Source organism: Lutibacter sp. (genome assembly GCF_046055765.1).
Lineage (GTDB): Bacteria > Bacteroidota > Bacteroidia > Flavobacteriales > Flavobacteriaceae > Lutibacter.
This window is the reverse complement of record NZ_JASFZF010000024.1, coordinates 33,493-55,929: the sequence shown is the minus strand read 5'-3', so window position 1 is coordinate 55,929 and position 22,437 is coordinate 33,493. Positions and strand designations below refer to the sequence as shown.

Sequence of the window (22,437 nt, the reverse complement as noted above, 5' to 3'; positions counted from 1 at the left end):
AAAATTAAGATTTGGTAATGATAAATTGGTTTAAATTTTTGTTATAGCCAATTAAATTAGAATTAAAAAGTAGATTTAAATCGTTATTTTTAATTAATTCTGAAGTTTTTCCAGCGATAAATTTAGAAGGAGTCATTAGCCACAATTCATCAGCTAATTGGAGAGCTAGGTTTACTTCGTGCGTTGAAACAATAATAGTTTTGTTAAATTCTGAAGCCAAATTTTTAAGGAGAGAAAAGGTATTAATGGTGTGGTGTAAATCTAAATGAGCAGTTGGTTCATCTAATACTATTATTGGTGTATTTTGAGTGAGTGCTCTGGCAATTAAAACTTTTTGTAATTGTCCATCACTTAATTCATAACATTTAGAATTCATTAAATGTTTAGTGTTTGTTTTTTCAAAAGCCGCTTCTATAATATGTAAATCTTTGGTGGTTAAATATCCAATCCAGTTGGTATAAGGTTGTCTACCTAATGCAACTAATTCAAAAACGGTTAAACTACTATCGGGTAATCTTTCGGTAAGTACAAGGCTAAGCATTTTAGCTAAGTTATTATTATTAAGATTTTCTAATTTGTTTGAATTTATAAAGATTTCACCGTTTAAACTTGGCTGTACGTTGGTTAAGGTTCTTAATAAAGTTGATTTTCCTATGCCATTTTCACCTAATAAACAAACCAAGTTTCCGGCATTTAAATTTATATTCAAATTAGAAGCAATTGTTTTTACTTCTTTTTTAGAAGTATATCCAATACTTAAATTTGTGGTTTTAATAATATGTTTAGTGGTTAATATCATTAATAATAAATTTTTCTTTTTCTAACCAATAACCAAATTATAATTGGAGCGCCAAAAAGAGATGTTATGGCGTTAATTGGTAGGGTAAATTCACTAGTTGGTAATTGAGCAATACTATCACAAATTAACATAATAATAGCCCCACTAATTGCTACTGCAGGTAATAAAATTTTATGATTTGATGTATTAAACAATAATTTTGTTAAATGCGGAACAGCCAACCCTATAAAAGCTATTGGTCCTGAAAAAGCAGTGATAACACCTGTAAGTAAACTGGTTGAAATAAGTGTAATATTTCGTGTTAATTTTACGTTTACCCCCATACTTTTAGCATAGTTTTCACCTAAAAGTAAACTGTTTAGTGGTTTTACTATAAAAATAACTAATGAAATTCCAATAAAAAAAGTTATTAAAAGTGCACTAATTTCATTCCAGCTAAGGTTTCCTAAACTTCCAAAACTCCAAAATAAATATTGTTGTAATTGACTGGCGCTACTAAAATAAGCAAGTACACTAATAACTGCTGCTGTTAAACTTCCAAACATTAATCCAATAATTAAGATAGACATGGTGTTTCGAACTTTTAAGGCGGCTATCATTACTGCTGAAAGTACTAAAAATGAACCTAAACTTGCTGCTGTAGCTTGCCCCCAATTTGTAAAAGCATAGGTAGTAATATTAGCTCCTAAAAAAGAGGCTCCTAAAATTAAAATTGCGACACCTAAACTTGCACCAGAACTTATCCCTAAAACAAAAGGACCAGCCAACGGATTTCTAAATAAGGTTTGCATTAATAATCCGCTAATAGACAATCCTGATCCTACAATAATAGCTGTAATTGCTTTTGGTAAACGATAATTTAGGATAATATTTTTCCAAGATTCTTTTTCAACTTCTCCATTAAAAAAAGATAGAAAAATTTGTTTTAGAGGTATAGAAATAGAGCCTAAACTTATATTAATAATAACAATAAGTACAAGTGTTATTATTAAAAGTATAAACGTAGTTTTATATGATTTAATTGGGTTTACCAAGTGTATTCATTTAAAAATGTGACTAATTTATGAATAGCCTTTCCTCTGTGGCTAATTTCTCCTTTTTCATTTAAATCCATTTCAGCAAATGATTTATTATAGCCAGCAGGTAAAAAAATTGGGTCATAACCAAAACCACTATCTCCTTTTTTTTCTTCCAAAATAGTTCCTTTGCAAATTCCTTCAAAAATATATTGTTTACCTTCAACATTCAGTGCAATGGATGTTCGAAATTGAGCTGTTCTATTTGAATTTTCACCAAGTTCATGTAGCAATTTTTTCATATTATTTTCAGCATTATTTTCTTTTCCTGCATAACGGGCAGAATACACGCCAGGTTCATTATTTAAAGCTTTAACTTCTAATCCGGTATCATCTGCAAAACAATTTAACCCATATTTTTGAGTGATAAAATTAGCCTTAATTTTTGCATTTCCTTCTAAAGTTTTTGCTGTTTCAGGAATTTCTTCAAAACAGTTAATATCTGCTAAACTAACAATTTCAAAATTGGTAAGCATTGCTTGTACTTCTTTTAATTTATTTTGATTGTTGGTTGCAAAAACAAGTTTTAATTTATTCATGATGATATGGTTCATTTTTTAAAATAGTAAATGCTCTGTATAATTGTTCAACAACAAATAAACGTATCATTTGATGCGAAAACGTCATTTTAGATAAGGATATTTTTCCTTGAGATTTTTTATAAACAGCTTCAGAAAAACCATACGGTCCGCCAATTACAACTACTAATTGTTTAATGCCTGAGTTCATTTTTTTTTGAAGGTATTTTGAAAATTCTATGGAACGAAATTCTTTTCCTTTTTCATCTAACAAAATTAAAATATCAGTTGTAGTTAATTTTTTTAAAATGAGTTCTCCTTCTTTTTCTTTTTGTTGTACTTCACTTAAACTCTTTACATTTTTAATATCTGGAATAATTTCCAACTCAAAATTAATATAATGCTTTAACCTATTTTGATAAGTTTCAATTAAAGATTGTAAATTTTTAGCATCGGTTTTACCAATGGCAAGTAATTTAATTTTCATTTGGTAAATATAAAAAGAATTAAAGATGAATTTTTTGAAAATAAAAAAGTTATTTTTGTTTTAAAATGTGCATATAATGATTAGTAAAAAGCAATTTGAAAAGGAATTAGATATTATAATTTCAAACGCTGTTAGAGAGGATGTTGGAGGTGGTGATCATAGTTCACTTGCTTGTATACCAGAAGAGGCGCAAGGAAAAGCAAAATTGTTAGTTAAAGAGGATGGAATTATTGCTGGAGTTGAATTTGCTAAAAGAATATTTAACTATGTTGATGTAAATTTAAGTGTAGAAACATTAATTGAAGATGGAGCTGAGGTAAAGTATGGTGATATAGTTTTTTACGTTTTTGGAAGCTCACAGTCTATTTTAAAAGCTGAGCGCTTGGTGTTAAATGCTATGCAGCGGATGAGTGCCATTGCAACAAAAACTAGTAAATTTTCTAAATTATTAAAAGATACAAAAACTAAAATTTTAGATACTAGAAAAACCACGCCAGGTATTAGAGTTATTGAAAAATGGGCTGTAAAAATTGGTGGAGGAGAAAATCATAGATTTGCATTGTATGATATGATCATGTTAAAAGATAATCATATAGATTTTGCTGGCGGAATTACAAATGCAATTGAAAAAACTAAGCATTATTTAAATGAAAATAAATTAGATTTAAAAATTATTGTGGAAGCAAGAAGTATAGAAGAAATAAAAGAGATTTTAAAATCGAAAGGGATTCACAGAATTTTAATTGATAATTTTAATTATGAAAATACACGAAAGGCTGTAGCTTTGATAGGCAATACATGTCAAACAGAATCTTCAGGTGGAATTACCTTAGAAACTGCAAAAAAATATGCCGATTGTGGAGTAAATTATATATCTTCAGGGGCTTTAACACATTCAGTTTATAATATGGATTTAAGTTTAAAAGTTGTTGAATGACAAAAGAAATTGAAAATAGTTTAGATAAAATTCCAATCTTAAATTGGCTTGTTCGCTTAATAAAAAGGATTAAAATCCCAGGTTTGCGAGGAATGTCTTTGTACGATGTTATTGAAATGTATGTGATTGGAATTGTAAAAGGTGCATTAACATCTCGTGCAGGCGGAATTGCTTTTAGCTTTTTTATGGCGCTATTTCCTTTTTTACTATTTATTCTTACTTTAATTCCTTTTGTGCCAATTGAAGGTTTTCAGCAAGATTTTTTATTTATGATTGAGCAATTATTACCACCAAATACAGCTCAATCTGTTCATGAAGTTATTGTAGATATTGCAAATAATCAATATGGGGGTTTACTTTCTTTTGGTTTTCTAGCATCTATTTTTTTAATGACTAATGGTGTAAATGCTGTTTTGGGAGGATTTGAATATTCTTACCATGTGCATGAAATGAGAAGTGTAATTCGACAGTATTTTATTTCAATGGGAATGGCAATAATTTTATCATTTGTTTTAGTGCTTACAGTTGCCATCATAGTTTATTTTCAAATTGGAATTGAAAATTTAATGGCAAAAGGCTGGTTAGATGACGATGTTTTTTGGATAGAAAAAGGACGTTTTTTGTTTTTTTTAATTTTAATATTTGTATCTGTTTCTTTTCTGTATAAGTATGGCACCAAAGAAGTTAAGTATGATTCGTTTTTCACTGCAGGTTCAATACTAACAACTTTACTAACTTTGCTAATGTTTAAGTTATTTGCTCTTTATGTGTTAAAATTTGCAACCTATAATAAATTATATGGTTCCATAGGTACTTTATTAATTTTAATGCTTTTTGTTTGGTTAAACTCTATTATTCTATTGTTAGGATTTGAATTAAATGCTAGTATAAGTAGACTTAAAAGGTCACATTTAAAATAAAAAAAATGAAAATAATTGCAATGATTCCTGCTCGTTTTGAAGCTAGTAGATTTCCAGGTAAGTTAATGAAAGATTTAGCAGGAAAACCGGTTATTGTTAGAACTTATGAAGCTACAAAATCTTCTAATTTATTTGATGAAGTATATGTTGTAACAGATAATGCTATTATTTTTAATGAAATTATTAAGAGGGGTGGTAAAGCTATAATGAGTACTAAAACACACGAATCTGGAAGTGATAGAATTGCTGAAGCTGTAGAAAAATTAGACGTAGATATTGTTGTAAATGTTCAAGGCGATGAACCTTTTTCACAAACTGATTCTTTATTTAATTTGTTAAATGTTTTTAAATCAGATAAAAATAAGCAAATTGATATTGCTTCTTTAATGCTAGAAATTAAAGAGGAAGATGAAATTAGCAACCCCAATAATGTGAAGGTTGTAACTGATGAAAATAATTTTGCAATGTATTTTTCGCGTTCACCAATTCCATACCCAAGAGAAAAATCACCGGCAATTTATTTTAAACATATAGGAATTTATGCTTTTAGAAAAGAAGCGTTATTAAAGTTTACAACTTTACCAATAAATAGGTTAGAGGCTACTGAAAAATTAGAAAATTTACGTTTTTTAGCGAATGGTTTAAAAGTGAAAATGGTTGAAACTAGTCAATTAGCTATTGGTATTGATACTCCCGAAGATTTAGAAAAAGCGAATTTAATTTTTAAAAAAACAAATCAATAAGTTAAAAACTTTAAATAGTTTTTAAAATTTCGGATATTTGCAAACTAATTTTTAAAAATGGCACAAAAACCAAGCATACCAAAAGGAACTCGTGATTTTTCACCTACTGAAGTAGCAAAAAGAAACTATATATTTTCAATAATTAAACAAGTTTTTGAAGTGTATGGGTTTCAGCCAATTGAAACACCTTCATTTGAAAATTCTTCAACCTTAATGGGGAAATATGGCGAAGAGGGTGATCGACTTATTTTTAAAATATTAAATTCTGGAAATTACTTAAATAAAGTAGAAGATGTTTTGTTATCAACTAAAGATAGTTTAAAAGTAACTTCAAAAATTTCAGAAAAAGCATTACGTTATGATTTAACAGTGCCGTTTGCACGTTATGTAGTGCAACACCAAAACGATATTGTATTTCCTTTTAAACGTTATCAAATGCAACCAGTTTGGCGTGCAGATAGACCACAAAAAGGACGTTTTAGAGAATTTTATCAATGTGATGCTGATGTTGTTGGAAGCAAAGGGTTGTGGCAAGAAGTGGAGTTTGTACAATTGTACGATGCTGTTTTTAGTAAGTTAAAATTAATAGGAACGACTATCAAATTGAATAATCGTAAAATATTGGCGGGTATTTCTGAAATTATTGGAGAGAAAGATAAGTTAATAGATTTTACAGTTGCATTAGATAAACTAGACAAGATAGGAGAAGAAGGTGTCACTAAAGAAATGTTAGCCAAAGGGATTTCAGAAGAGGCAATTAAAAAAGTACAACCATTATTTAGTTTTAATGGAAGTAATCAGGAAAAGTTAAATCAGTTACAAAGTATGTTAACTAAATCTGAAGAAGGAACGCAAGGCGTTGAAGATTTAAGGTTTGTTGTAAATAATATTGAAAAACTAGGTTTACAATCGGCTAATTTAGAGTTAGATGTAACTTTAGCCCGTGGATTAAACTATTATACTGGTGCAATTTATGAAGTTTCAGCACCAAAAGGTGTAAAAATGGGTTCTATTGGTGGTGGTGGAAGATACGATGATTTAACAGGTATATTTGGTTTGAAAAATGTAAGTGGAGTAGGTATTTCTTTTGGTTTAGATCGTATTTATTTAGTATTAGAAGAGTTAAATTTATTTGATACAGTTGAATTACCAACACCAAAAGTAATGTTTGTTAATTTGGGAGAAAATGAGGCTGCTTATTGTATGAATGCTTTAATTACATTAAGAAAAAATAATATTAAATCGGAATTATATCCAGATAATACTAAAATGAAAAAGCAATTTAATTATGCAAATAGGAGAGAAATATCGTACGTAGTAATTGTTGGTTCAGATGAAATTAAAAATAACAATTTTACAGTAAAAAATATGAATTCTGGTGAACAAAAAGTGTGTAATTTAGAAGAATTACTTAAAATCAGCACTTTATTTTAAAAACTAAGTCGTAAATTTGCACACTAAATAATTGATAATGTTTGAAGGTAAAAAAGGAATGGTAAACAATACAGATGATATAGGAGATGACCATATAGGTACTTCTGCTAAAACACCATTAAGAGCTGATGCTTTTGAAATTTCTGACCAAGAAAAATTGGATAGAATAGAAAATAGCGTTCGAGATATTCTAGATACATTAGGAATGGATTTAGAAGATGATAGTATAAAGGGAACACCAAGAAGAGTTGCTAAAGCGTATGTTAATGAAATTTTTAGTGGTTTAAACCCTAAGAATAGACCCAAATTATCAACTTTTGATAATAATTATAAATATGGAGAAATGTTGGTTGAAAAAAATATCACTGTTTATTCAACTTGTGAGCATCATTTATTACCAATTGTTGGAAGAGCTCATGTGGCATATATTTCAAAGGGTAATGTTATTGGATTATCAAAAATGAATAGAATTGTAGATTATTATGCTAAGCGTCCACAGGTACAAGAACGATTGACTATGCAAGTAGTTCAGGCTTTGCAGGAAGCATTAGGAACAGATGATGTTGCTTGCGTTATAGATGCGAAGCATTTATGTGTAAATTCTAGAGGAGTACGTGATATTGTTAGTAGTACGGTAACTTCTGAATTTGGTGGTGCATTTAAAATTCAAGAAACTAGAAGAGAATTTTTAGATTATATAAAAATGGAAACAAATTTTAATGAAATAAAATAAATTTGCTAGAAGTATAAAAAAAGCACCCTTTTGGGTGCTTTTTTTATAGGATAGAATGAGTGTATTATTCTTTCTCTACTAATTTTTTTGAGAGTGTAAACCCTACAAATAATCCAACTCCGGCCATTAAAAATATTGAAGCGGGATAAGCAATTTGTTGATTTTGAAATGACAAATAACCTTGTAAAAATATAGCTAAAAATATACCTAAACCAATACCCATTAATAAAACTGAAAGGTTCAGAATTAAAATTTTCCAGATAGGAACGGAAGATTTTTTTTGAGTTTTTGTACTAAAGAAAATACTTGCATCAGCTCCTTTTTCAATTAATGCTAATCGTTCTCTATTTCTTGTTGAATAGTGTAAATAAAAGATTCCAAAAATGATGATAAATAATGATACAAATACAAATGCTACTTCCATAATCTAAATTTTAAGTTTTTAATGTGTTTCATTTGGTATGACGAAAAATAGTTTCATTCGGTTACAAAAAAATAAAATTAATTTAAATATATTAAATTGTAACCACATTAGTTGAACTGTCGTCATATATAAAAATGAGCACCAAACCAGACGAGTACTATATTAAACAAACCTTAAATGGAAATATAAATGCTTATGCTTTTTTAGTTGAAAAGTATAAACAGATGGTGTACACAATAGCTATTAGAATTGTTAAAAATAAAGAAGAAGCTGAAGAGGTTGCACAAGATACTTTTGTAAAGGCGTTTAAAAATTTAGAAAAATTTAAAGGTGAGTCAAAATTTTCTACTTGGGTTTATAAGATTGCGTATTATACGAGTTTAGATATAGTAAAGAGAAATAAGCGGTTTGCTAATTCAGAAAATATTGATAATTTTAAAGAAGGCGATTTTGGAAATGTTAAAGATGCATTAGATCATTTACATGATAAAGAACGAAAAAAGATAATTAATGATGCACTTTTTGAATTAAATGAAGATGAACGCATTATTTTAACATTGTACTATTTTGAAGAGTTACCAGTAAAAGAAATTTCAAAAGTTGTAAATTTATCGATAGATAATATTAAAATCAAATTATTTAGATCTCGAAAAAAGTTAGCAACTATTTTAAAACATGTTATTGAACCAAATACAATTGATTTGATATGAAGGATGATAAAAAGTTAGATGATTTTACAAGATATATTATTAAGGAAACGCAGATTGAAACGCCATCTGATGATTTTCTAAATAACGTAATGACTTCTGTTAAGTTAGAACATGAACTTTCTTTGGTAAAAGTTTATAAGCCTTTAATTTCCAAAACAACTTGGATATTAATTACGATTGTATTTATAGCTATAAGTAGTTATATTTTAACAGTAAAACCGATGGATAATAGGATGTTATTTAAGCTAGATTTTTCTTTTCTAGATAAACTATCCTCATTTAATCTATTTGAAAATATTCTATCAATAAATGTTTTTGAGAGTATTCATTTTTCAAATACTTTTACTTTTAGTTTTGTATTCTTTTCGGTACTGGTTATTATTCAATTATTTGTTATTAAAAATTTTGTGAATAAAAATAATACCATACTCTAAATAGTATTTTGAAATGTGCAGGTCACAATTTAAAATTAGAATTTTCTTGGTGGATTTTTATTGCTTTTTTAGATAATATAATTCCAATTATTAACGAAATAAATGCACCAATTGAAATACCCGGAATAAAGTTGATAAATAAGAAAAAATCATAAGTTCCATGAAATAAAATGGCTAGAAGCAATCCAATTAAATTCCATGTTACTTTATGTTTAGAGAATTTTGAAATTCCCATAAAATAACCCATAATAATACCAAATGTTGCATGAGCTGGTATAGTAGTTATTGCTCTTAAAAAAGCTACTTCTAAACCACCTTTAAAAACATAGGAAATATTTTCAACCATGGCAAAACCCATAGATACCATTACGGCATACATAATACCATCAAAGGGTTCATTAAAATCCTTTTTTGGTTGTGCATAATAGCGTACAATTACATATTTACTAAATTCTTCAATTAAAGCAACTACAAAAAAGGCTTTAATAAATTGATCTAAAACACTAAATTTATTAGCTTCAGGAAAATACAAATCGTAAACTACGTATAATATGGTACTTATTAAGATACTTCCTATTGCGCCAAATAAGAAATTATAAAAAAGAATGCGTTTAGATTCTTTTTCCCATTTATCTTTAACATAAATATAAATTATTACTATAAATACGGGTGCAATTGCAGTAATTAGTAAAGTCATATTAGTGAAAATTAATTGGGCGCCAGCATATTAAAAGGATAGTAAGGAATATTTCTAAGTATCCAAAATATAATTACTATTATTAAAATTATAATAGGTGTTTTAGGATGATAAATATAATTATAAATATTTTTTTTAAGTGTGTAATTTAAGAGCGTTACAATTCCGTGATATGTTAAAAATAGTAATCCTAAAAAGTATAAAATATTTTGTTGTAAAATACCTAAAATATTTAATTGAAGGAGTTGGTGTGTTGCTCTTTGACTTCCGCAGCCAGGACAATAAATTCCCGTTGTAACGTATAATGGACATTTAGGAAAAAAATTAACATTACTTGGATTTACAAAAAAATATAGGAATGCTAATCCCGTTCCAAGAAGTAGTATTCCTATATATTTTAATTTCATTAAAATTTACCTTCAGATATTAAAGCAGCGAATATTGAACCGTAAATAAGTAAAAAAACAACTCCAACAACTAAGCCTGAAATTACTGCCCACATCAGCCAACTTTTAGCTTTTTTTGAAGCTTTTTGCGCTCCTTCATAATCTCCAGCTGCAAATTTAGAATTTACTTGAGATGCATAAACGATACTAACAATACCAAATGGTTGACAACAAAAAATAGTTGCTAAAATTGATCCAACTAGATAGTTTTTTGGTTGATTTTGATCCATTTTTTTGATTTTATAGTTTTGGTTAAAATTGATAAAAGCGAATGTACAAAAATATTATATTATTTTTTTAATCAAATCAAAAATAAAATGAATTTCTCCAGCAATATAATTTAGATTTATTGTTCTATTTTCTTTAATTCAATTGAAATATATAAAGTAATAGATTGAAGTAATTTTATTCGGTCTTTATCAACTTTCAAATCTTTAAATGCATCATTAAAAAATGTTTTGTATTTATTGAGACAGTTTGTATCATCTATTTTCTTTTCAACAAATATATTGTTTTAACTTTGCCTTAGTATTACTGTAAAATTAATTAAAAGTTAATAAAATGAACTTTAAGATAGGAGATAATGTTGCCGTACTTGATGATGTTTTAAAAGGTAAAGTAATTGAAGTATACACGAATAAAATTGTAATTGAAACAACGGATGGTTTTTCTTTTGATTTTTCACCAAAAGAGCTGGTAGTTATTAGAGAAAATCAAAAAGAGCTTTCTAAATTTAGCGATATTTCCAATGAAAATTTATTAGAAAAAATAAATCATACAACTCCCAAAAAGAATGTTCCCAAATTTAAAACAGCACATAAGAACGATAAACTTCCTCCTATGGAAGTTGATTTACACATTGGTCAATTAACAAGCTCTTCAAAAGGAATGGATAATTATGATATGTTAAATTTGCAAATTAGTGAAGCAAAGTATAAATTAGAATTCGCTATTAAAAATAGAATTCCTAAAGTGGTTTTTATTCACGGTAAAGGTGAAGGCGTTTTAAAATTAGAATTAGAATATTTGTTTAAAAATTATAATGTTAAATGGTATGAGGCTTCTTTTAAAAAATATGGTTTAGGAGCAACAGAAGTTTATATTTACCAAAATGCTAAAGGTTAACTATAAAAACTCCAAAATTTAAACTTTCAAATAAAATCCGTTCATCATTATCATTAAATAATAAATCCGAAATTGTTATTGTGTATTCATAACCTATTACACTTCCATTTGATTCAATTTCAACCGTAGTGATATTAATGTTTCCACTTTCAGCAATTAATTCCTTAACTACTTTTGGACTTGAAGGTGGTATGTCTTCACAAAAATAATTGCTTCCAATACCTTCTTCAAAAATTCTGTAATTAACCATAGATGGCGTTATTGCATAAGATTTTTCTCCAGCAGTGCTGTTAATTTGGGTAGTAGTTAAATTTAAAGCTAAAACTTCAGTACTATTACTATTTGCAATGTACAATACATATTCTCCACAACTATTTACTGTATCGGTAAATTCAAATGCAGGCACATCAAAGTTACCATCGTTGCAAGATAAAAGTGTAATAGCTATAAAAAGTGTAATTATTTTTTTCATTTATATAAAATTTACAAGGCAAAAATAAGAGTTTTAAGTAATTCAACGTTAAATGAAACCAACTATTTTAATTACTTTTGTTATTAATGGAAAATATATATTTAGATAACGCCGCAACAACACCAATTTTACCAGAAGTAATTGATGTTGTAACCCATACAATGACTAATTTTTATGGGAATCCTTCTTCATCACATAAAATTGGAAGAAAATCAAAATCTTTGGTTGAAACAGCTAGAAAAAATATAGCAAAGCAATTTAATGCTGCTTCAAATGAAATAATTTTCACTGCAGGAGCAAGTGAAGCTGATAATTTAATTTTGAGAAATGCGGTAACAAATTTAGACGTTACTACAATTATTTCTTCAAAAATTGAACATCATGCAATTTTACATACTATTGATAGCCTTGTTAAAGAATTTGGTATCACTGTAAATTGGGTAGATTTAGATGAAAATGGAGCTGTAGATTATAACCATTTGGAGCACCTAGTACAAAATTCAAATGAAAAGAAATTAGTAAGTTTAATGTATGTGAATAATGAAATTGGGAATTTGTTAGATATTAAAAAAGTTTCCGATTTATGTATTGAGAATGCTGCATTATTTCATTCAGATGCAGTGCAAGGAATTGGACATTTTAACATCGATATTAAGCAAATTCCAATAGACTTCTTTGTGTCTAGCGCTCATAAATATCATGGGCCAAAAGGTGTTGGCTTTGCTTATATTAAAAAAGGTTTTGGTATTCAACCAATATTGCATGGCGGAGAACAGGAACGTGGTGCAAGAGCTGGAACAGAAAATATTCATAGTATTTTGGGAATGGAAAAAGCATTAGAAATTGCTTGCGCTAATTTAAAAGAAGAATCAGCTAATATTCAAAAAATTAAAAATTATTTTATTCAAGAGTTGAAGAATAACTTTGAAGGAATTCAATTTAATGGTTTTTCAGAAAGTGAAACAAAGAGTAGTTTTATTATTTTAAATGTTAGGTTTCCAAAGGAATATCCAATGTTACTTTTTAATCTAGATATTAAAGGTATTGCGGTATCAGGAGGAAGTGCTTGTCAAAGTGGTAGTAATAAAGGTTCTCATGTTTTAAATGAAATTTTAACAGAAAATGATGCTTCTAAAACATCAATACGATTTTCATTTAGTAAATTTAATACACTTGCTGAAATTGATTATGTGATTACGTCACTTAAAGAATTTATAGATTAATGCTTAATTACCCTTTAAAATTTAAACCAATATTAAAAGAAAGAATTTGGGGAGGAACTAAATTAGTAACTCAATTCAATAAAAAATCTTCGTTAAAAAATATTGGTGAAAGTTGGGAAATATCAGACGTTAATGAGTCAGTTTCTATAGTTTCTAACAGATTTTTAAAAGGTACTTCTTTAAGAAAATTAGTTGAGAGTTATAAATGGGATTTAATAGGAAGGAATAACTATGCTAATTTTGGAAATAATTTCCCATTATTAATTAAGTTTATTGATGCAAAACAAGACTTATCAGTTCAAGTACATCCAAATAACGTTCTTTCAAAAAAACGCCATAATTCTTTTGGAAAAACTGAAATGTGGTTTGTTTTGCAAGCTGAAGAAAATTCAAGGCTAATAGTAGGGTTTAATAAAACTATTTCTACGGAAGAATATGTGCAACTTTTAGAGGATAAAAATATACTTTCTGTTTTAAATGATGTTTATGTTAAAAAAGGTGACGCTTTTTTTATTGAAACTGGAACTGTACACGCAATTGGAGCAGGTATTGTTTTAGCTGAAATTCAGCAAACATCTGATATTACCTATAGAATTTACGATTTTGATAGAGTTGACGAAAATGGTAATACAAGAGAATTACATACTGAATTAGCTATTGATGCACTAAACTTTAGTGAGAAAATAGATTTGGTTAGGAATTACAAAACCAATAAAAACACTTTAAATACAATAGTTAATTGTAATTATTTTAATACCAATTTTATTCCAGTTTTAGGTAAAATTACACTTGATTATTCTCAAACTGATTCGTTTGTGGTTTTTATGTGTATTGAAGGAAATGCAACAGTTACTATTTTTAATAATACAGAATTAATTGAGTTTGGGGAAACCATATTAGTACCCGCTATTGCTACAGAAGTAATTATAGAAGCTAATAATTGTAAATTGCTCGAAGTAACAGTTTAAATTATATTCACTTCAATATCTAAATCAATATTAAAAATTTCTTTTACTTTTTGCTGAATTTGCTTTGCTAAACTATAAACTTCTTCACCACTTGCATTGTTATAATTTACTAAAACTAGCGCTTGTTTTGTGTGTACACCAGCATCACCAAATCGTTTTCCTTTAAAGCCACATTGTTCAATTAGCCAGCCAGCAGGTATTTTAATTTCACTTTTAGAGACAATATAATGTGGAATTTCAGGATATTTTTCTTGTAATAATTTAAAGGAATTAGTTGTAATTATTGGGTTTTTAAAAAAACTACCACTATTTCCAATCTTCTTAGGATCAGGTAATTTACGTTGTCTAATTGCAATTATAGCATCAGAAATATCTTTAATTGTAGGTGTTTTATTAGTTTGAAGCAATTCTTTAATCGCTCCGTAAGAAGTATTTATTTTGTGATTATCTTTTGTAAGTTTAAAAGTTACATTACTAATAATATATTTTCCTTTTAGTTCATTTTTAAAAATAGAATTTCGATACCCAAAATTACAATCTTCACTATTAAATATTTTTAGGTTTCCTGTTTCAATTTCCAATGCTTCTAATTGATGAAAAGTATCTTTAATTTCAACACCATAAGCACCAATATTTTGAATTGGTGAAGTTCCAACATTACCAGGAATTAGTGATAAATTTTCTAAACCTCCATAATTTTGTGAGATGCACCAAAGTACAAATTCGTGCCAGTTTTCACCTGCTTCAGCAGTTACAAAAACTGTTTTATCATTATCATTAGATTCAGAAACAATAATTCCTTTTAAATTTAAATGAATTACTAGTTTTTTAATATCAGAAGTTAGTAACATATTACTTCCTCCACCTAATAAAAAAATATCTTTTTCTTCTTTAACTAATTTTTTTAACTCTTGCAAAGAATTTACAGAAACAAAACGTTTGGCATTTACATGAATACCAAACGTGTTGTATTGTTTTAAAGATATGTTTTGTTGAATATTCAAATTATATTGAATTATATTTTTTAATTGCTCTTTTTAAAATATGAACAGAAGTAATTAAATCTTCTTTTTTTAGAACGTACGCAATTCTAATTTGCTTTGTTCCAAAACCTTTTGATGAATAAAATCCAGCAGCAGGAGCAACCATAACTGTTTCATTGTTTAAATTAAAGTCTTCTAATAACCATTGTGCAAATTTATCAGCATTATCAATAGGAAGTTCAACAACACAATAAAAAGCACCTTTTGGAGAAGCAACTTTAACTCCTTCAATTTTGTTTAATTCGGTCATTAAAATATCTCTTCTTTCTTTATATTCAATTATTACTTCATCAAAATAAGATTGCGGAGTTTCTAAAGCTGCTTCACTTGCTATTTGTGCAAATGTTGGTGGACTTAAACGTGCTTGTGCAAATTTTAAAGCGGTACTTATTACATTTTTATTTTTTGAAACTAAACAACCAATACGTGCACCACACATACTATATCTTTTTGATACTGAATCAATTATAATAGCATACTCTTCTAATCCAAAGTTATTTAAAACAGATTGATGTTGAATATTATCATAAACAAATTCTCTGTACACTTCATCAGCAATTAAAAATAAATCGTGTTTTTTTACAATTGCAGCTAGTTTTTCAATTTCTTCTTTTGAATATAAATAACCTGTTGGATTTCCAGGATTACAAATTAGTATTGCTTTGGTTTTTGGAGTAATTAATTTTTCAAATTCATCGATTGGTGGTAGTGCAAAATTTTCTTCAATTTTAGAAATTACTGGAATAATTTTTACACCAGAAGCCGTTGAGAAACCATTATAATTTGCATAAAAAGGTTCAGGGATAATAATTTCATCACCAGGATCACAAACGCTTCCCATTGCAAATAATAAAGCTTCAGAACCTCCGGTTGTTATAATAATTTCATCTGAAGTAACATTTATATTGTGTTTATTATAGTAGTTTGCAAGTTTCTGACGGTATTCGTCAGACCCTTCAGATCTGCTATAAGCTAATACTTCAACAGTATTATTTTTAATAGCTTCAAGGGCTACACTGGGTGTTTTTATATCTGGTTGTCCAATATTTAAATGAAATACTTTAATTCCTTTCTTTTTTGCGTTTTCAGCAAAAGGAACCAGTTTTCTAATTGGTGATTCAGGCATACTTTTACCTTTAATGGATATCTTAGGCATTATATTATGTTTTATAAATAATACTACAAAATTGCGAAATTAAATTTAAAATTTGATGTTTTTTCTATAAATGTTATTGGTTAAAGTTTTCATAAAAGTTGTGCGTTGATTAACCTTTTTTGTAGTTTACACTTAAAATATATTGGTAAATTGAATAAAATATTTAAAAATATAATATTTTTTATAATTGTTTTAACTTGTACTAACGTTAGTTTTTCTCAGAACAATTTTAGATTACTTAGTAATGCTAACAAGCAGTCAATTTCATTTAAATTAATAAATAATTTAGTTGTATTTCCAATTAAAGTAAATGGAAAGAAATTGAATTTTATCCTTGATTCTGGTGTAGGAACAACAATTTTATTTAATATAAATAACAAAGATTCTTTAGAACTTAGAAATGTTCAAAAAATTAAATTAAAAGGATTGGGTAGTGAGGACGCTATAGATGCTATTTTATCTAAAGGTAATATTTTTAGTTTAGATCATATAATGAGTACAAATCAAAATTTGTATGTTGTTTTTGATGATAGTTTTGATTTGTCATCTAAACTTGGAATTACTATTCATGGGATTATAGGTTATAAATTATTAAAGGATTTTGTTGTAAAAATTAATTATGGATTAAAAAAGATAATATTTTATAATTCTGATACTTACCAATATAAAAAATGTAAAAAGTGTGAAATTTTTAATTTGGAGTTTCATAAATTAAAGCCTTATATAAATGTAGGTGTTAAGCTAACTACTTTCTCAAATAAAATTACTCCAGTTAAATTATTAATTGATTCCGGAGGAAGTGATGCAATGTGGTTGTTTAACAATACGCATCCAGATATAATAGCACCTAAAAAGTTTTTTAGAGATTATTTAGGAGAAGGTTTAAGTGGTGAAATTTATGGTGAAAGAGCTTTTATAGATGGGTTGATATTAGGTAAGTTCAAATTGAATAAACCAACAGTATCGTATCCAGATTCAATTTCTATTGTTTATGCACTTCAATTTAAAGGAAGAAATGGAAGTATTGGAGCTAATATTCTTAAAAGATTTACTGTGATATTTGATTATAAAAAAAATAAAATTACGTTGAAAAAAGGAAGTTCATTTAAAGAACCTTTTAGATATAATATGAGTGGAATAGAATTGGTTTATAATGGTAAATTATTGGTTAGAGAACATAATTTTACAAACCTTGCTTTGTCTAGTAATGATGAAACTACTCAGCAAAATAGAGTTATTTTAAGTTATAATTATAAATATAGTTTTAAGCCTACCTATAAAATATTTAAACTAAGGGAGGATTCTCCTGCTTTTAAATCTGGTTTAATGGTAAATGATATTGTAATAAAGATAAACGGACAATATACTTATAATTTAAAACTTGAAGAGATTGTAGAAAAATTTTATCAGAAAGAGAATAAAAAAATAAGTTTAGTGATTGAAAGAAATGGTAAAGATTATCAATATCAATTTAACTTAAAAAATATGTTCTAATAAAAAAAAAGACTTTCAAATTTGAAAGTCTTTTTTTTTATTTAGTTAATGTCTAATTAGCTGACATTGTTGGTTTATTTTTTTTAATAGCAGATTCAGGTTTAATTACAATACCTTTAATTCGTAACCTTTTTACTGGTTCAGAAGCATTAGAATTTACAGTAATCATTTTAGAAAATCCACCTTGTCTATTTGTTGCATATTTAACCTCAATTTTACCTTCTTCTCCTGGCATAATTGGTTCTGTTGGCTTTTTTGGAACAGTACATCCACAGCTTGATTTAATAGAACTAATTACTAGAGGTGATTTTCCAGTATTTGTAAATTTAAAAACTCTAACTCCGTTAGAATTCCAATCAATTTTACCATAGTCAATTAGTTCAGTATCAAATTTAAATACAGGAGCATTGGGGTCTTGTACTTTTTGAACAACTTTTTTTTCTTGTGCATTTATTGTGAATGTTAAAAAACCAATAAATAGTAATGTCATTATTTTTTTCATAATTTGGGTATTTAAGGTGTAAAGTTAGTTATTTATTTTTGCTTTCAAAATATTTTATGTTATCTCTTATAATTGTACATTTGCCAACTGTATTACAAATATTAGACCAAGATGAGTTTAGCAACAAAATACAATCCTCAAGATATTGAGAATAAATGGTATGATTACTGGATGAAAAATAACTATTTTCATTCAATTCCAAATGAAAAGGAGCCATATACAATTGTAATTCCACCACCAAATGTAACAGGTGTTTTACATATGGGGCATATGTTAAACAATACTATTCAGGATGTATTAATTAGAAGAGCAAGGCTAAAGGGTTTCAATGCATGTTGGGTTCCTGGAACTGATCACGCATCTATTGCCACCGAAGCAAAAGTTGTTGCAAAATTAAAAGAACAAGGAATTGAAAAATCCGATTTAACTCGTGATGAGTTTTTAAAACATGCGTGGGATTGGACAGATGAGCATGGTGGAATTATTTTAGAGCAATTAAAAAAATTGGGTGCATCTTGTGATTGGGAACGTACAAAGTTTACGATGGATGCTGATTTAAGTGAAGCAGTTAGTAAAGTTTTTATTGATTTATATAATAAAGGATTAATTTACCGTGGTTATAGAATGGTAAATTGGGATCCAGCAGCTAAAACTACGTTGTCTGATGAAGAAGTAATATTTGAAGAAAAACAAGGGAATTTATATTATGTAAATTATAAAATTGAAGGAAGTGAAGATATGCTAACTATTGCAACTACACGACCTGAAACAATTTTAGGAGATTCAGCAATTTGTATCAATCCAAATGATGAGCGTTTTACACATTTAAAAGGAAAAAGAGCAATTGTGCCAATTGCAAATAGAATAATTCCAATTATTGAAGATGAATATGTTGATATTGAGTTCGGTACAGGATGTTTAAAAGTAACACCAGCTCACGATCAAAATGATAAAACTTTAGGAGAAAAACATAATCTTGAAGTTATTGATATTTTTAATGATGATGCTACATTAAATTCTTTTGGTTTACATTATGAAGGAAAAGATAGATTTGTGGTTCGTAAAGAAATTACAAAAGAACTTGATAGTTTAGGTTGTTTAGTAAAGGTTGAACAATATATGCATAAGGTTGGAACTTCTGAAAGAACAAAAGAAGTTATTGAACCAAAAATTTCAGCACAGTGGTTTTTAAAAATGGATACCATTGTAAAACCAGCTTTAAAAGCAGTGTTAGAAGATGAAGAAATTCATTTTTTTCCAAAACATTATAATAGTACATATCGTCATTGGTTAGAAAACATTAGAGATTGGAATATTTCTCGTCAATTGTGGTGGGGACATCAAATACCAGCTTATTTTTATGGAAATGGTGTAAACGATTTTGTAATTGCTTCAACCATTGAGCAAGCTCTTCAGAAAGCTAGAATTAAAACCAATAATCAACAATTAACAACAAAGGATTTAACTCAAGATCCTGATGCGTTAGATACTTGGTTTTCATCTTGGTTATGGCCAATTTCAGTTTTTGACGGAATTAGAAACCCAGATAATAAAGAAATTGAATATTATTATCCAACCAACGATTTGGTAACTGGACCAGATATTATTTTCTTTTGGGTTGCTCGTATGATTTTTGCAGGTTATGAATTTAGACAAGAAAAACCTTTTACAAATGTATATTTTACAGGAATTGTACGTGATAGTAAAGGTAGAAAAATGTCAAAATCATTAGGAAATTCACCAGATCCAATTGAGTTAATGGAAAAATATGGTGCAGATGGTGTTCGTGTTGGAATGTTATTATGTTCAGCCGCTGGAAACGATTTATTATTTGATGAAGATTTATGTGCTCAAGGGCGAAATTTTTCAAATAAAATTTGGAATGCTTTTCGTTTAATCAAAGGTTGGGAGGTTTCAGAAGAAATTGAACAACCACAATCTGCTAAAATTGCGATTGCTTGGTATGAAGCTAAATTTCAGCAAACGCTTCAAGAACTTGAAAAATCTTTTGAGCAATACCGTATAAGTGAGGCTTTAATGAGTATTTATAAGTTAGTTTGGGATGATTTTTCTTCGTGGTTTTTAGAAATGGTAAAACCAGCTTATCAACAACCAATTGATGTAAAAACGTATAACGCTGTAATTAGTTTCTTAGAAAATAATTTAAAAGTATTACATCCGTATATGCCATTTATTTCTGAAGAAATTTGGCAAGAAATAGCTGAAAGAACCCCTGAAGAAGCTCTAATAATATCAGAATATCCAAAAATTAAAGAAGTAAATAATTCGTTGATAAACGATTTTAAATTTGCTTCTGAAGTAATTTCAGGAATTAGAAATATTAGAAAAGAAAAAAATATAGCATTTAAAAATAAAATTGAATTTTCAGTATTGAATAATGATAAGGTGAATAAAGATTTTGATGCTGTTGTTGAAAAACTAGGAAACTTATCATCTATAAATTATGTTTCTAATAAAGTTGATGGAGCATTGAGTTTTAGGGTAAAATCTAATGAGTATTTTATTCCAATGGGAGATGCTATTGACGTTGAGGCTGAAAAATTGAAATTAGAAGAAGAATTAAAATATACTGAAGGTTTTTTAAAGTCTGTTCAAAAAAAATTAAGTAATGAACGTTTTGTGAATAATGCACCAGAACAGGTAATTAATATTGAGCGACAGAAGGAAGCAGATGCTTTATCAAAGGTTGAAACTTTAAAAGCAAGTTTGGCAAGTTTATAAAATAGCAGTAGTACTATGGCTGGTACTACTATTTAGAAAAGGGATTTTAATTTATTAAAATCCCTTTTTGCTTTTACAATAGTTTTAGGAAAGAGGTGTGCATTTTAAAATTAAGTACTAATTAGAATTTCGTAAAAATTGAATATATTGCAATAAGTATTTAAAGTGAAGTAAAAAAATAAAAAAATGAGAATTATAAAATATGTTTTAGTAATTATACTTTTTTATTCTTGTACTATTGATAAAAGTTCAATAGAATTATTTCAACGCTTAAATGATAGTATTCAATTTAAATATGCACCCGATAAAAGAGTTGCTATTTATGATATTTCATTTAAAAGTGAAGAAAATATTTTAGTTTTAGAAGGAGAAACCGATAATGCTGTTGCTTTGGAAGAATTAAAAGAAAATTTAGCAGATAACAACATAAATTTTGAAGATCGGGTAGTAGTTTTACCAGATAGTTCTGTTGGAGAATTTGTATATGCTTTGGCTAATAACTCTGTTTCTAATTTAAGAAGTAAGGGAAAGCATTCTGCAGAATTAGTTACCCAAGTTATTTTAGGAACTGAATTAAAAGTTTTGAAAAAGCATGGATCTTTCACTTTGGTTCAAACTCCTGAAAAATATATTGCTTGGGTAGATAATGGAGGGATTACTTTTTTAAATGAGAATAAATTTAAAAATTGGAAAGATTCTGAACGTTTAATTTACATAAAAAATATAGGAAATTCATATCAAGATGAAGGTTTTAGTATGGTATTAACCGATATGGTTTTAGGAGGGAAAGTGAAAATAATTGAGGAATTAGAAAGCAGCTTTAAAGTGGAGTTTCCTGATGGAAGAAATGGTTTTGTTAAAAAAGAGGAGGCAGAACGTTATTCAAAATGGTTGATTCATTTAAAACCTTCAAAAGAATTAATAGAGAGTTATGCAAAAAGTTTATTAGGTTCTCCTTACTTGTGGGGAGGAACTTCTACAAAAGGAATGGATTGTAGCGGTTTTGTAAAAACAGTTTATTTAATGAACGGTTTTGTAACTCCAAGAGATGCATCACAACAAATTTTAGCTGGAAAAATAGTGGATGAAAATCTAAAACTAGAAGGCTTAAAAAAAGGAGATTTAATGTTCTTTGGATCAAAAGCTACTAAAGATAAAAAACAACGCGTTACTCATGTTGGTATTTGGCTTGGAAATGATAGACAAGAATTTATTCATTCTTCAAAAAGAGTTCGTATAAACTCAATGAATTCAGAATTGGATATTTTTGATACTTGGTGTAGTGAGAATTATTTAGGTAGTAGAAGATATTTAGATGTTGAAGATAAAGAATTTTTAAAGCTTTAGACTAATA

At 27.8% G+C, this 22,437-nt stretch carries 25 protein-coding genes; 13 read left to right on the top strand and 12 right to left on the bottom strand.

Annotation, left to right across the window (positions count from 1 at the left end; genetic code table 11):
- Window positions 1-4 precede the first annotated feature (4 nt).
- From QM495_RS02575 to rlmH, 4 genes are read right to left on the bottom strand one after another with little or no spacing between them, the layout of a single operon-like run.
- A complete protein-coding gene (locus QM495_RS02575; RefSeq protein ID WP_408670542.1) occupies window positions 5-799 on the bottom strand; it encodes an ABC transporter ATP-binding protein in 795 nt (264 codons plus the stop codon).
- Entirely contained in the window at window positions 799-1,833 is a 1,035-nt protein-coding gene (locus QM495_RS02570) for a FecCD family ABC transporter permease (RefSeq protein ID WP_408670541.1), read from the bottom strand. Before QM495_RS02570 ends, QM495_RS02575 begins: the two co-directional genes overlap by 1 nt.
- Entirely contained in the window at window positions 1,827-2,414 is a 588-nt protein-coding gene (locus QM495_RS02565; protein WP_408670540.1) for a non-canonical purine NTP diphosphatase, read from the bottom strand. The genes QM495_RS02570 and QM495_RS02565 overlap by 7 nt, the downstream gene beginning before the upstream one ends.
- Window positions 2,407-2,880, bottom strand: a complete 474-nt coding sequence (rlmH, locus tag QM495_RS02560; RefSeq protein ID WP_408670539.1) for a 23S rRNA (pseudouridine(1915)-N(3))-methyltransferase RlmH — start codon at window positions 2,878-2,880, stop codon at window positions 2,407-2,409. Before rlmH ends, QM495_RS02565 begins: the two co-directional genes overlap by 8 nt.
- 76 nt (window positions 2,881-2,956) lie before the next feature.
- Here rlmH and nadC point away from each other — a divergent pair, with 76 nt between their 5' ends.
- From nadC to folE, 5 genes are read left to right on the top strand one after another with little or no spacing between them, the layout of a single operon-like run.
- Window positions 2,957-3,817 carry a carboxylating nicotinate-nucleotide diphosphorylase gene (gene nadC / locus QM495_RS02555; RefSeq protein WP_408670538.1) on the top strand — a complete coding sequence of 287 codons (861 nt, stop codon included), beginning with the start codon at window positions 2,957-2,959 and terminating at the stop codon, window positions 3,815-3,817.
- The gene (locus QM495_RS02550; protein ID WP_408670537.1) at window positions 3,814-4,737 is read left to right on the top strand and encodes a YihY/virulence factor BrkB family protein; all 924 of its coding nucleotides are present in this window, start codon (window positions 3,814-3,816) and stop codon (window positions 4,735-4,737) included. The genes nadC and QM495_RS02550 overlap by 4 nt, the downstream gene beginning before the upstream one ends.
- A gap of 5 nt (window positions 4,738-4,742) precedes the next feature.
- Window positions 4,743-5,480: a 3-deoxy-manno-octulosonate cytidylyltransferase gene (kdsB, locus tag QM495_RS02545; protein ID WP_408670536.1), complete on the top strand. Its 738-nt coding sequence runs from the start codon at window positions 4,743-4,745 to the stop codon at window positions 5,478-5,480.
- Between the two features lie 57 nt (window positions 5,481-5,537).
- Window positions 5,538-6,914: a histidine--tRNA ligase gene (gene hisS, locus QM495_RS02540; RefSeq protein WP_408670535.1), complete on the top strand. Its 1,377-nt coding sequence runs from the start codon at window positions 5,538-5,540 to the stop codon at window positions 6,912-6,914.
- Window positions 6,915-6,951: 37 nt separating this feature from the next.
- Entirely contained in the window at window positions 6,952-7,647 is a 696-nt protein-coding gene (gene folE, locus QM495_RS02535; protein ID WP_408670534.1) for a GTP cyclohydrolase I FolE, read from the top strand.
- Between the two features lie 64 nt (window positions 7,648-7,711).
- Here the strand turns inward: folE and QM495_RS02530 are convergent, their stop codons facing one another.
- Window positions 7,712-8,071, bottom strand: coding sequence for a DUF6249 domain-containing protein (locus tag QM495_RS02530; protein WP_408670533.1), 360 nt, complete (start codon window positions 8,069-8,071; stop codon window positions 7,712-7,714).
- A gap of 134 nt (window positions 8,072-8,205) precedes the next feature.
- Between QM495_RS02530 and QM495_RS02525 the strand changes: the two genes are divergently transcribed.
- Window positions 8,206-8,781, top strand: a complete 576-nt coding sequence (locus QM495_RS02525) for an RNA polymerase sigma factor (RefSeq protein ID WP_408670532.1) — start codon at window positions 8,206-8,208, stop codon at window positions 8,779-8,781.
- Window positions 8,778-9,215, top strand: coding sequence for a hypothetical protein (locus tag QM495_RS02520; protein WP_408670531.1), 438 nt, complete (start codon window positions 8,778-8,780; stop codon window positions 9,213-9,215). Before QM495_RS02525 ends, QM495_RS02520 begins: the two co-directional genes overlap by 4 nt.
- A gap of 22 nt (window positions 9,216-9,237) precedes the next feature.
- Here QM495_RS02520 and QM495_RS02515 read toward each other — a convergent pair whose 3' ends face one another.
- From QM495_RS02515 to QM495_RS02505, 3 genes are read right to left on the bottom strand one after another with little or no spacing between them, the layout of a single operon-like run.
- Window positions 9,238-9,912 carry a PrsW family intramembrane metalloprotease gene (locus QM495_RS02515; protein WP_408670530.1) on the bottom strand — a complete coding sequence of 225 codons (675 nt, stop codon included), beginning with the start codon at window positions 9,910-9,912 and terminating at the stop codon, window positions 9,238-9,240.
- An 11-nt stretch (window positions 9,913-9,923) separates the two neighbouring features.
- Window positions 9,924-10,319, bottom strand: coding sequence for a DUF2752 domain-containing protein (locus tag QM495_RS02510; protein WP_408670529.1), 396 nt, complete (start codon window positions 10,317-10,319; stop codon window positions 9,924-9,926).
- On the bottom strand, window positions 10,319-10,588 hold the full coding sequence (locus QM495_RS02505) for a CD225/dispanin family protein (RefSeq protein WP_408670528.1): 270 nt from the start codon (window positions 10,586-10,588) through the stop codon (window positions 10,319-10,321). The genes QM495_RS02510 and QM495_RS02505 overlap by 1 nt, the downstream gene beginning before the upstream one ends.
- Window positions 10,589-10,919: 331 nt before the next feature.
- Between QM495_RS02505 and QM495_RS02500 the strand changes: the two genes are divergently transcribed.
- Window positions 10,920-11,483, top strand: coding sequence for a DNA mismatch repair protein MutS (locus QM495_RS02500; RefSeq protein WP_408670527.1), 564 nt, complete (start codon window positions 10,920-10,922; stop codon window positions 11,481-11,483).
- Here the strand turns inward: QM495_RS02500 and QM495_RS02495 are convergent.
- On the bottom strand, window positions 11,473-11,955 hold the full coding sequence (locus QM495_RS02495; protein ID WP_408670526.1) for a hypothetical protein: 483 nt from the start codon (window positions 11,953-11,955) through the stop codon (window positions 11,473-11,475). The genes QM495_RS02500 and QM495_RS02495 overlap by 11 nt on opposite strands.
- Window positions 11,956-12,041: 86 nt before the next feature.
- On the opposite strand from QM495_RS02495, the gene QM495_RS02490 reads away from it, so the two are divergent.
- On the top strand, window positions 12,042-13,178 hold the full coding sequence (locus QM495_RS02490) for a cysteine desulfurase family protein (RefSeq protein WP_408670525.1): 1,137 nt from the start codon (window positions 12,042-12,044) through the stop codon (window positions 13,176-13,178).
- Entirely contained in the window at window positions 13,178-14,146 is a 969-nt protein-coding gene (locus QM495_RS02485; RefSeq protein WP_408670524.1) for a type I phosphomannose isomerase catalytic subunit, read from the top strand. Before QM495_RS02490 ends, QM495_RS02485 begins: the two co-directional genes overlap by 1 nt.
- Here QM495_RS02485 and murB read toward each other — a convergent pair.
- The gene (gene murB, locus QM495_RS02480; RefSeq protein ID WP_408670523.1) at window positions 14,143-15,150 is read right to left on the bottom strand and encodes a UDP-N-acetylmuramate dehydrogenase; all 1,008 of its coding nucleotides are present in this window, start codon (window positions 15,148-15,150) and stop codon (window positions 14,143-14,145) included. The two genes, QM495_RS02485 and murB, sit on opposite strands and share 4 nt — an antisense overlap.
- Window position 15,151: 1 nt before the next feature.
- A complete protein-coding gene (locus QM495_RS02475; RefSeq protein ID WP_408670522.1) occupies window positions 15,152-16,345 on the bottom strand; it encodes a pyridoxal phosphate-dependent aminotransferase in 1,194 nt (397 codons plus the stop codon).
- A 321-nt stretch (window positions 16,346-16,666) separates the two neighbouring features.
- Between QM495_RS02475 and QM495_RS02470 the strand changes: the two genes are divergently transcribed.
- Window positions 16,667-17,839, top strand: a complete 1,173-nt coding sequence (locus QM495_RS02470; RefSeq protein WP_408670521.1) for a PDZ domain-containing protein — start codon at window positions 16,667-16,669, stop codon at window positions 17,837-17,839.
- 52 nt (window positions 17,840-17,891) lie between these two features.
- On the opposite strand, the gene QM495_RS02465 is transcribed toward QM495_RS02470, so the two are convergent.
- Entirely contained in the window at window positions 17,892-18,341 is a 450-nt protein-coding gene (locus QM495_RS02465; protein ID WP_408670520.1) for a DUF1573 domain-containing protein, read from the bottom strand.
- A 111-nt stretch (window positions 18,342-18,452) separates the two neighbouring features.
- Between QM495_RS02465 and QM495_RS02460 the strand changes: the two genes are divergently transcribed.
- Window positions 18,453-21,083 (top strand): valine--tRNA ligase, encoded by a 2,631-nt coding sequence (locus QM495_RS02460; RefSeq protein ID WP_408670519.1) that lies wholly within the window; start codon window positions 18,453-18,455, stop codon window positions 21,081-21,083.
- Between the two features lie 186 nt (window positions 21,084-21,269).
- The gene (locus QM495_RS02455) at window positions 21,270-22,430 is read left to right on the top strand and encodes an NlpC/P60 family protein (RefSeq protein ID WP_408670518.1); all 1,161 of its coding nucleotides are present in this window, start codon (window positions 21,270-21,272) and stop codon (window positions 22,428-22,430) included.
- Window positions 22,431-22,437: the final 7 nt, after the last annotated feature.

Excerpts from the sequence above, each read along its gene's own strand:
- QM495_RS02575 (WP_408670542.1), bottom strand. The coding sequence starts at position 799 with ATGATATTAACCACTAAACATATTATTAAAACCACAAATTTAAGTATT.
- QM495_RS02565 (WP_408670540.1), bottom strand. The coding sequence starts at position 2,414 with ATGAATAAATTAAAACTTGTTTTTGCAACCAACAATCAAAATAAATTA.
- rlmH (WP_408670539.1), bottom strand. The coding sequence starts at position 2,880 with ATGAAAATTAAATTACTTGCCATTGGTAAAACCGATGCTAAAAATTTA.
- nadC (WP_408670538.1), top strand. The coding sequence starts at position 2,957 with ATGATTAGTAAAAAGCAATTTGAAAAGGAATTAGATATTATAATTTCA.
- QM495_RS02550 (WP_408670537.1), top strand. The coding sequence starts at position 3,814 with ATGACAAAAGAAATTGAAAATAGTTTAGATAAAATTCCAATCTTAAAT.
- kdsB (WP_408670536.1), top strand. The coding sequence starts at position 4,743 with ATGAAAATAATTGCAATGATTCCTGCTCGTTTTGAAGCTAGTAGATTT.
- hisS (WP_408670535.1), top strand. The coding sequence starts at position 5,538 with ATGGCACAAAAACCAAGCATACCAAAAGGAACTCGTGATTTTTCACCT.
- folE (WP_408670534.1), top strand. The coding sequence starts at position 6,952 with ATGTTTGAAGGTAAAAAAGGAATGGTAAACAATACAGATGATATAGGA.
- QM495_RS02530 (WP_408670533.1), bottom strand. The coding sequence starts at position 8,071 with ATGGAAGTAGCATTTGTATTTGTATCATTATTTATCATCATTTTTGGA.
- QM495_RS02525 (WP_408670532.1), top strand. The coding sequence starts at position 8,206 with ATGAGCACCAAACCAGACGAGTACTATATTAAACAAACCTTAAATGGA.
- QM495_RS02520 (WP_408670531.1), top strand. The coding sequence starts at position 8,778 with ATGAAGGATGATAAAAAGTTAGATGATTTTACAAGATATATTATTAAG.
- QM495_RS02515 (WP_408670530.1), bottom strand. The coding sequence starts at position 9,912 with ATGACTTTACTAATTACTGCAATTGCACCCGTATTTATAGTAATAATT.
- QM495_RS02510 (WP_408670529.1), bottom strand. The coding sequence starts at position 10,319 with ATGAAATTAAAATATATAGGAATACTACTTCTTGGAACGGGATTAGCA.
- QM495_RS02505 (WP_408670528.1), bottom strand. The coding sequence starts at position 10,588 with ATGGATCAAAATCAACCAAAAAACTATCTAGTTGGATCAATTTTAGCA.
- QM495_RS02500 (WP_408670527.1), top strand. The coding sequence starts at position 10,920 with ATGAACTTTAAGATAGGAGATAATGTTGCCGTACTTGATGATGTTTTA.
- QM495_RS02495 (WP_408670526.1), bottom strand. The coding sequence starts at position 11,955 with ATGAAAAAAATAATTACACTTTTTATAGCTATTACACTTTTATCTTGC.
- QM495_RS02490 (WP_408670525.1), top strand. The coding sequence starts at position 12,042 with ATGGAAAATATATATTTAGATAACGCCGCAACAACACCAATTTTACCA.
- QM495_RS02485 (WP_408670524.1), top strand. The coding sequence starts at position 13,178 with ATGCTTAATTACCCTTTAAAATTTAAACCAATATTAAAAGAAAGAATT.
- QM495_RS02475 (WP_408670522.1), bottom strand. The coding sequence starts at position 16,345 with ATGCCTAAGATATCCATTAAAGGTAAAAGTATGCCTGAATCACCAATT.
- QM495_RS02465 (WP_408670520.1), bottom strand. The coding sequence starts at position 18,341 with ATGAAAAAAATAATGACATTACTATTTATTGGTTTTTTAACATTCACA.
- QM495_RS02460 (WP_408670519.1), top strand. The coding sequence starts at position 18,453 with ATGAGTTTAGCAACAAAATACAATCCTCAAGATATTGAGAATAAATGG.
- QM495_RS02455 (WP_408670518.1), top strand. The coding sequence starts at position 21,270 with ATGAGAATTATAAAATATGTTTTAGTAATTATACTTTTTTATTCTTGT.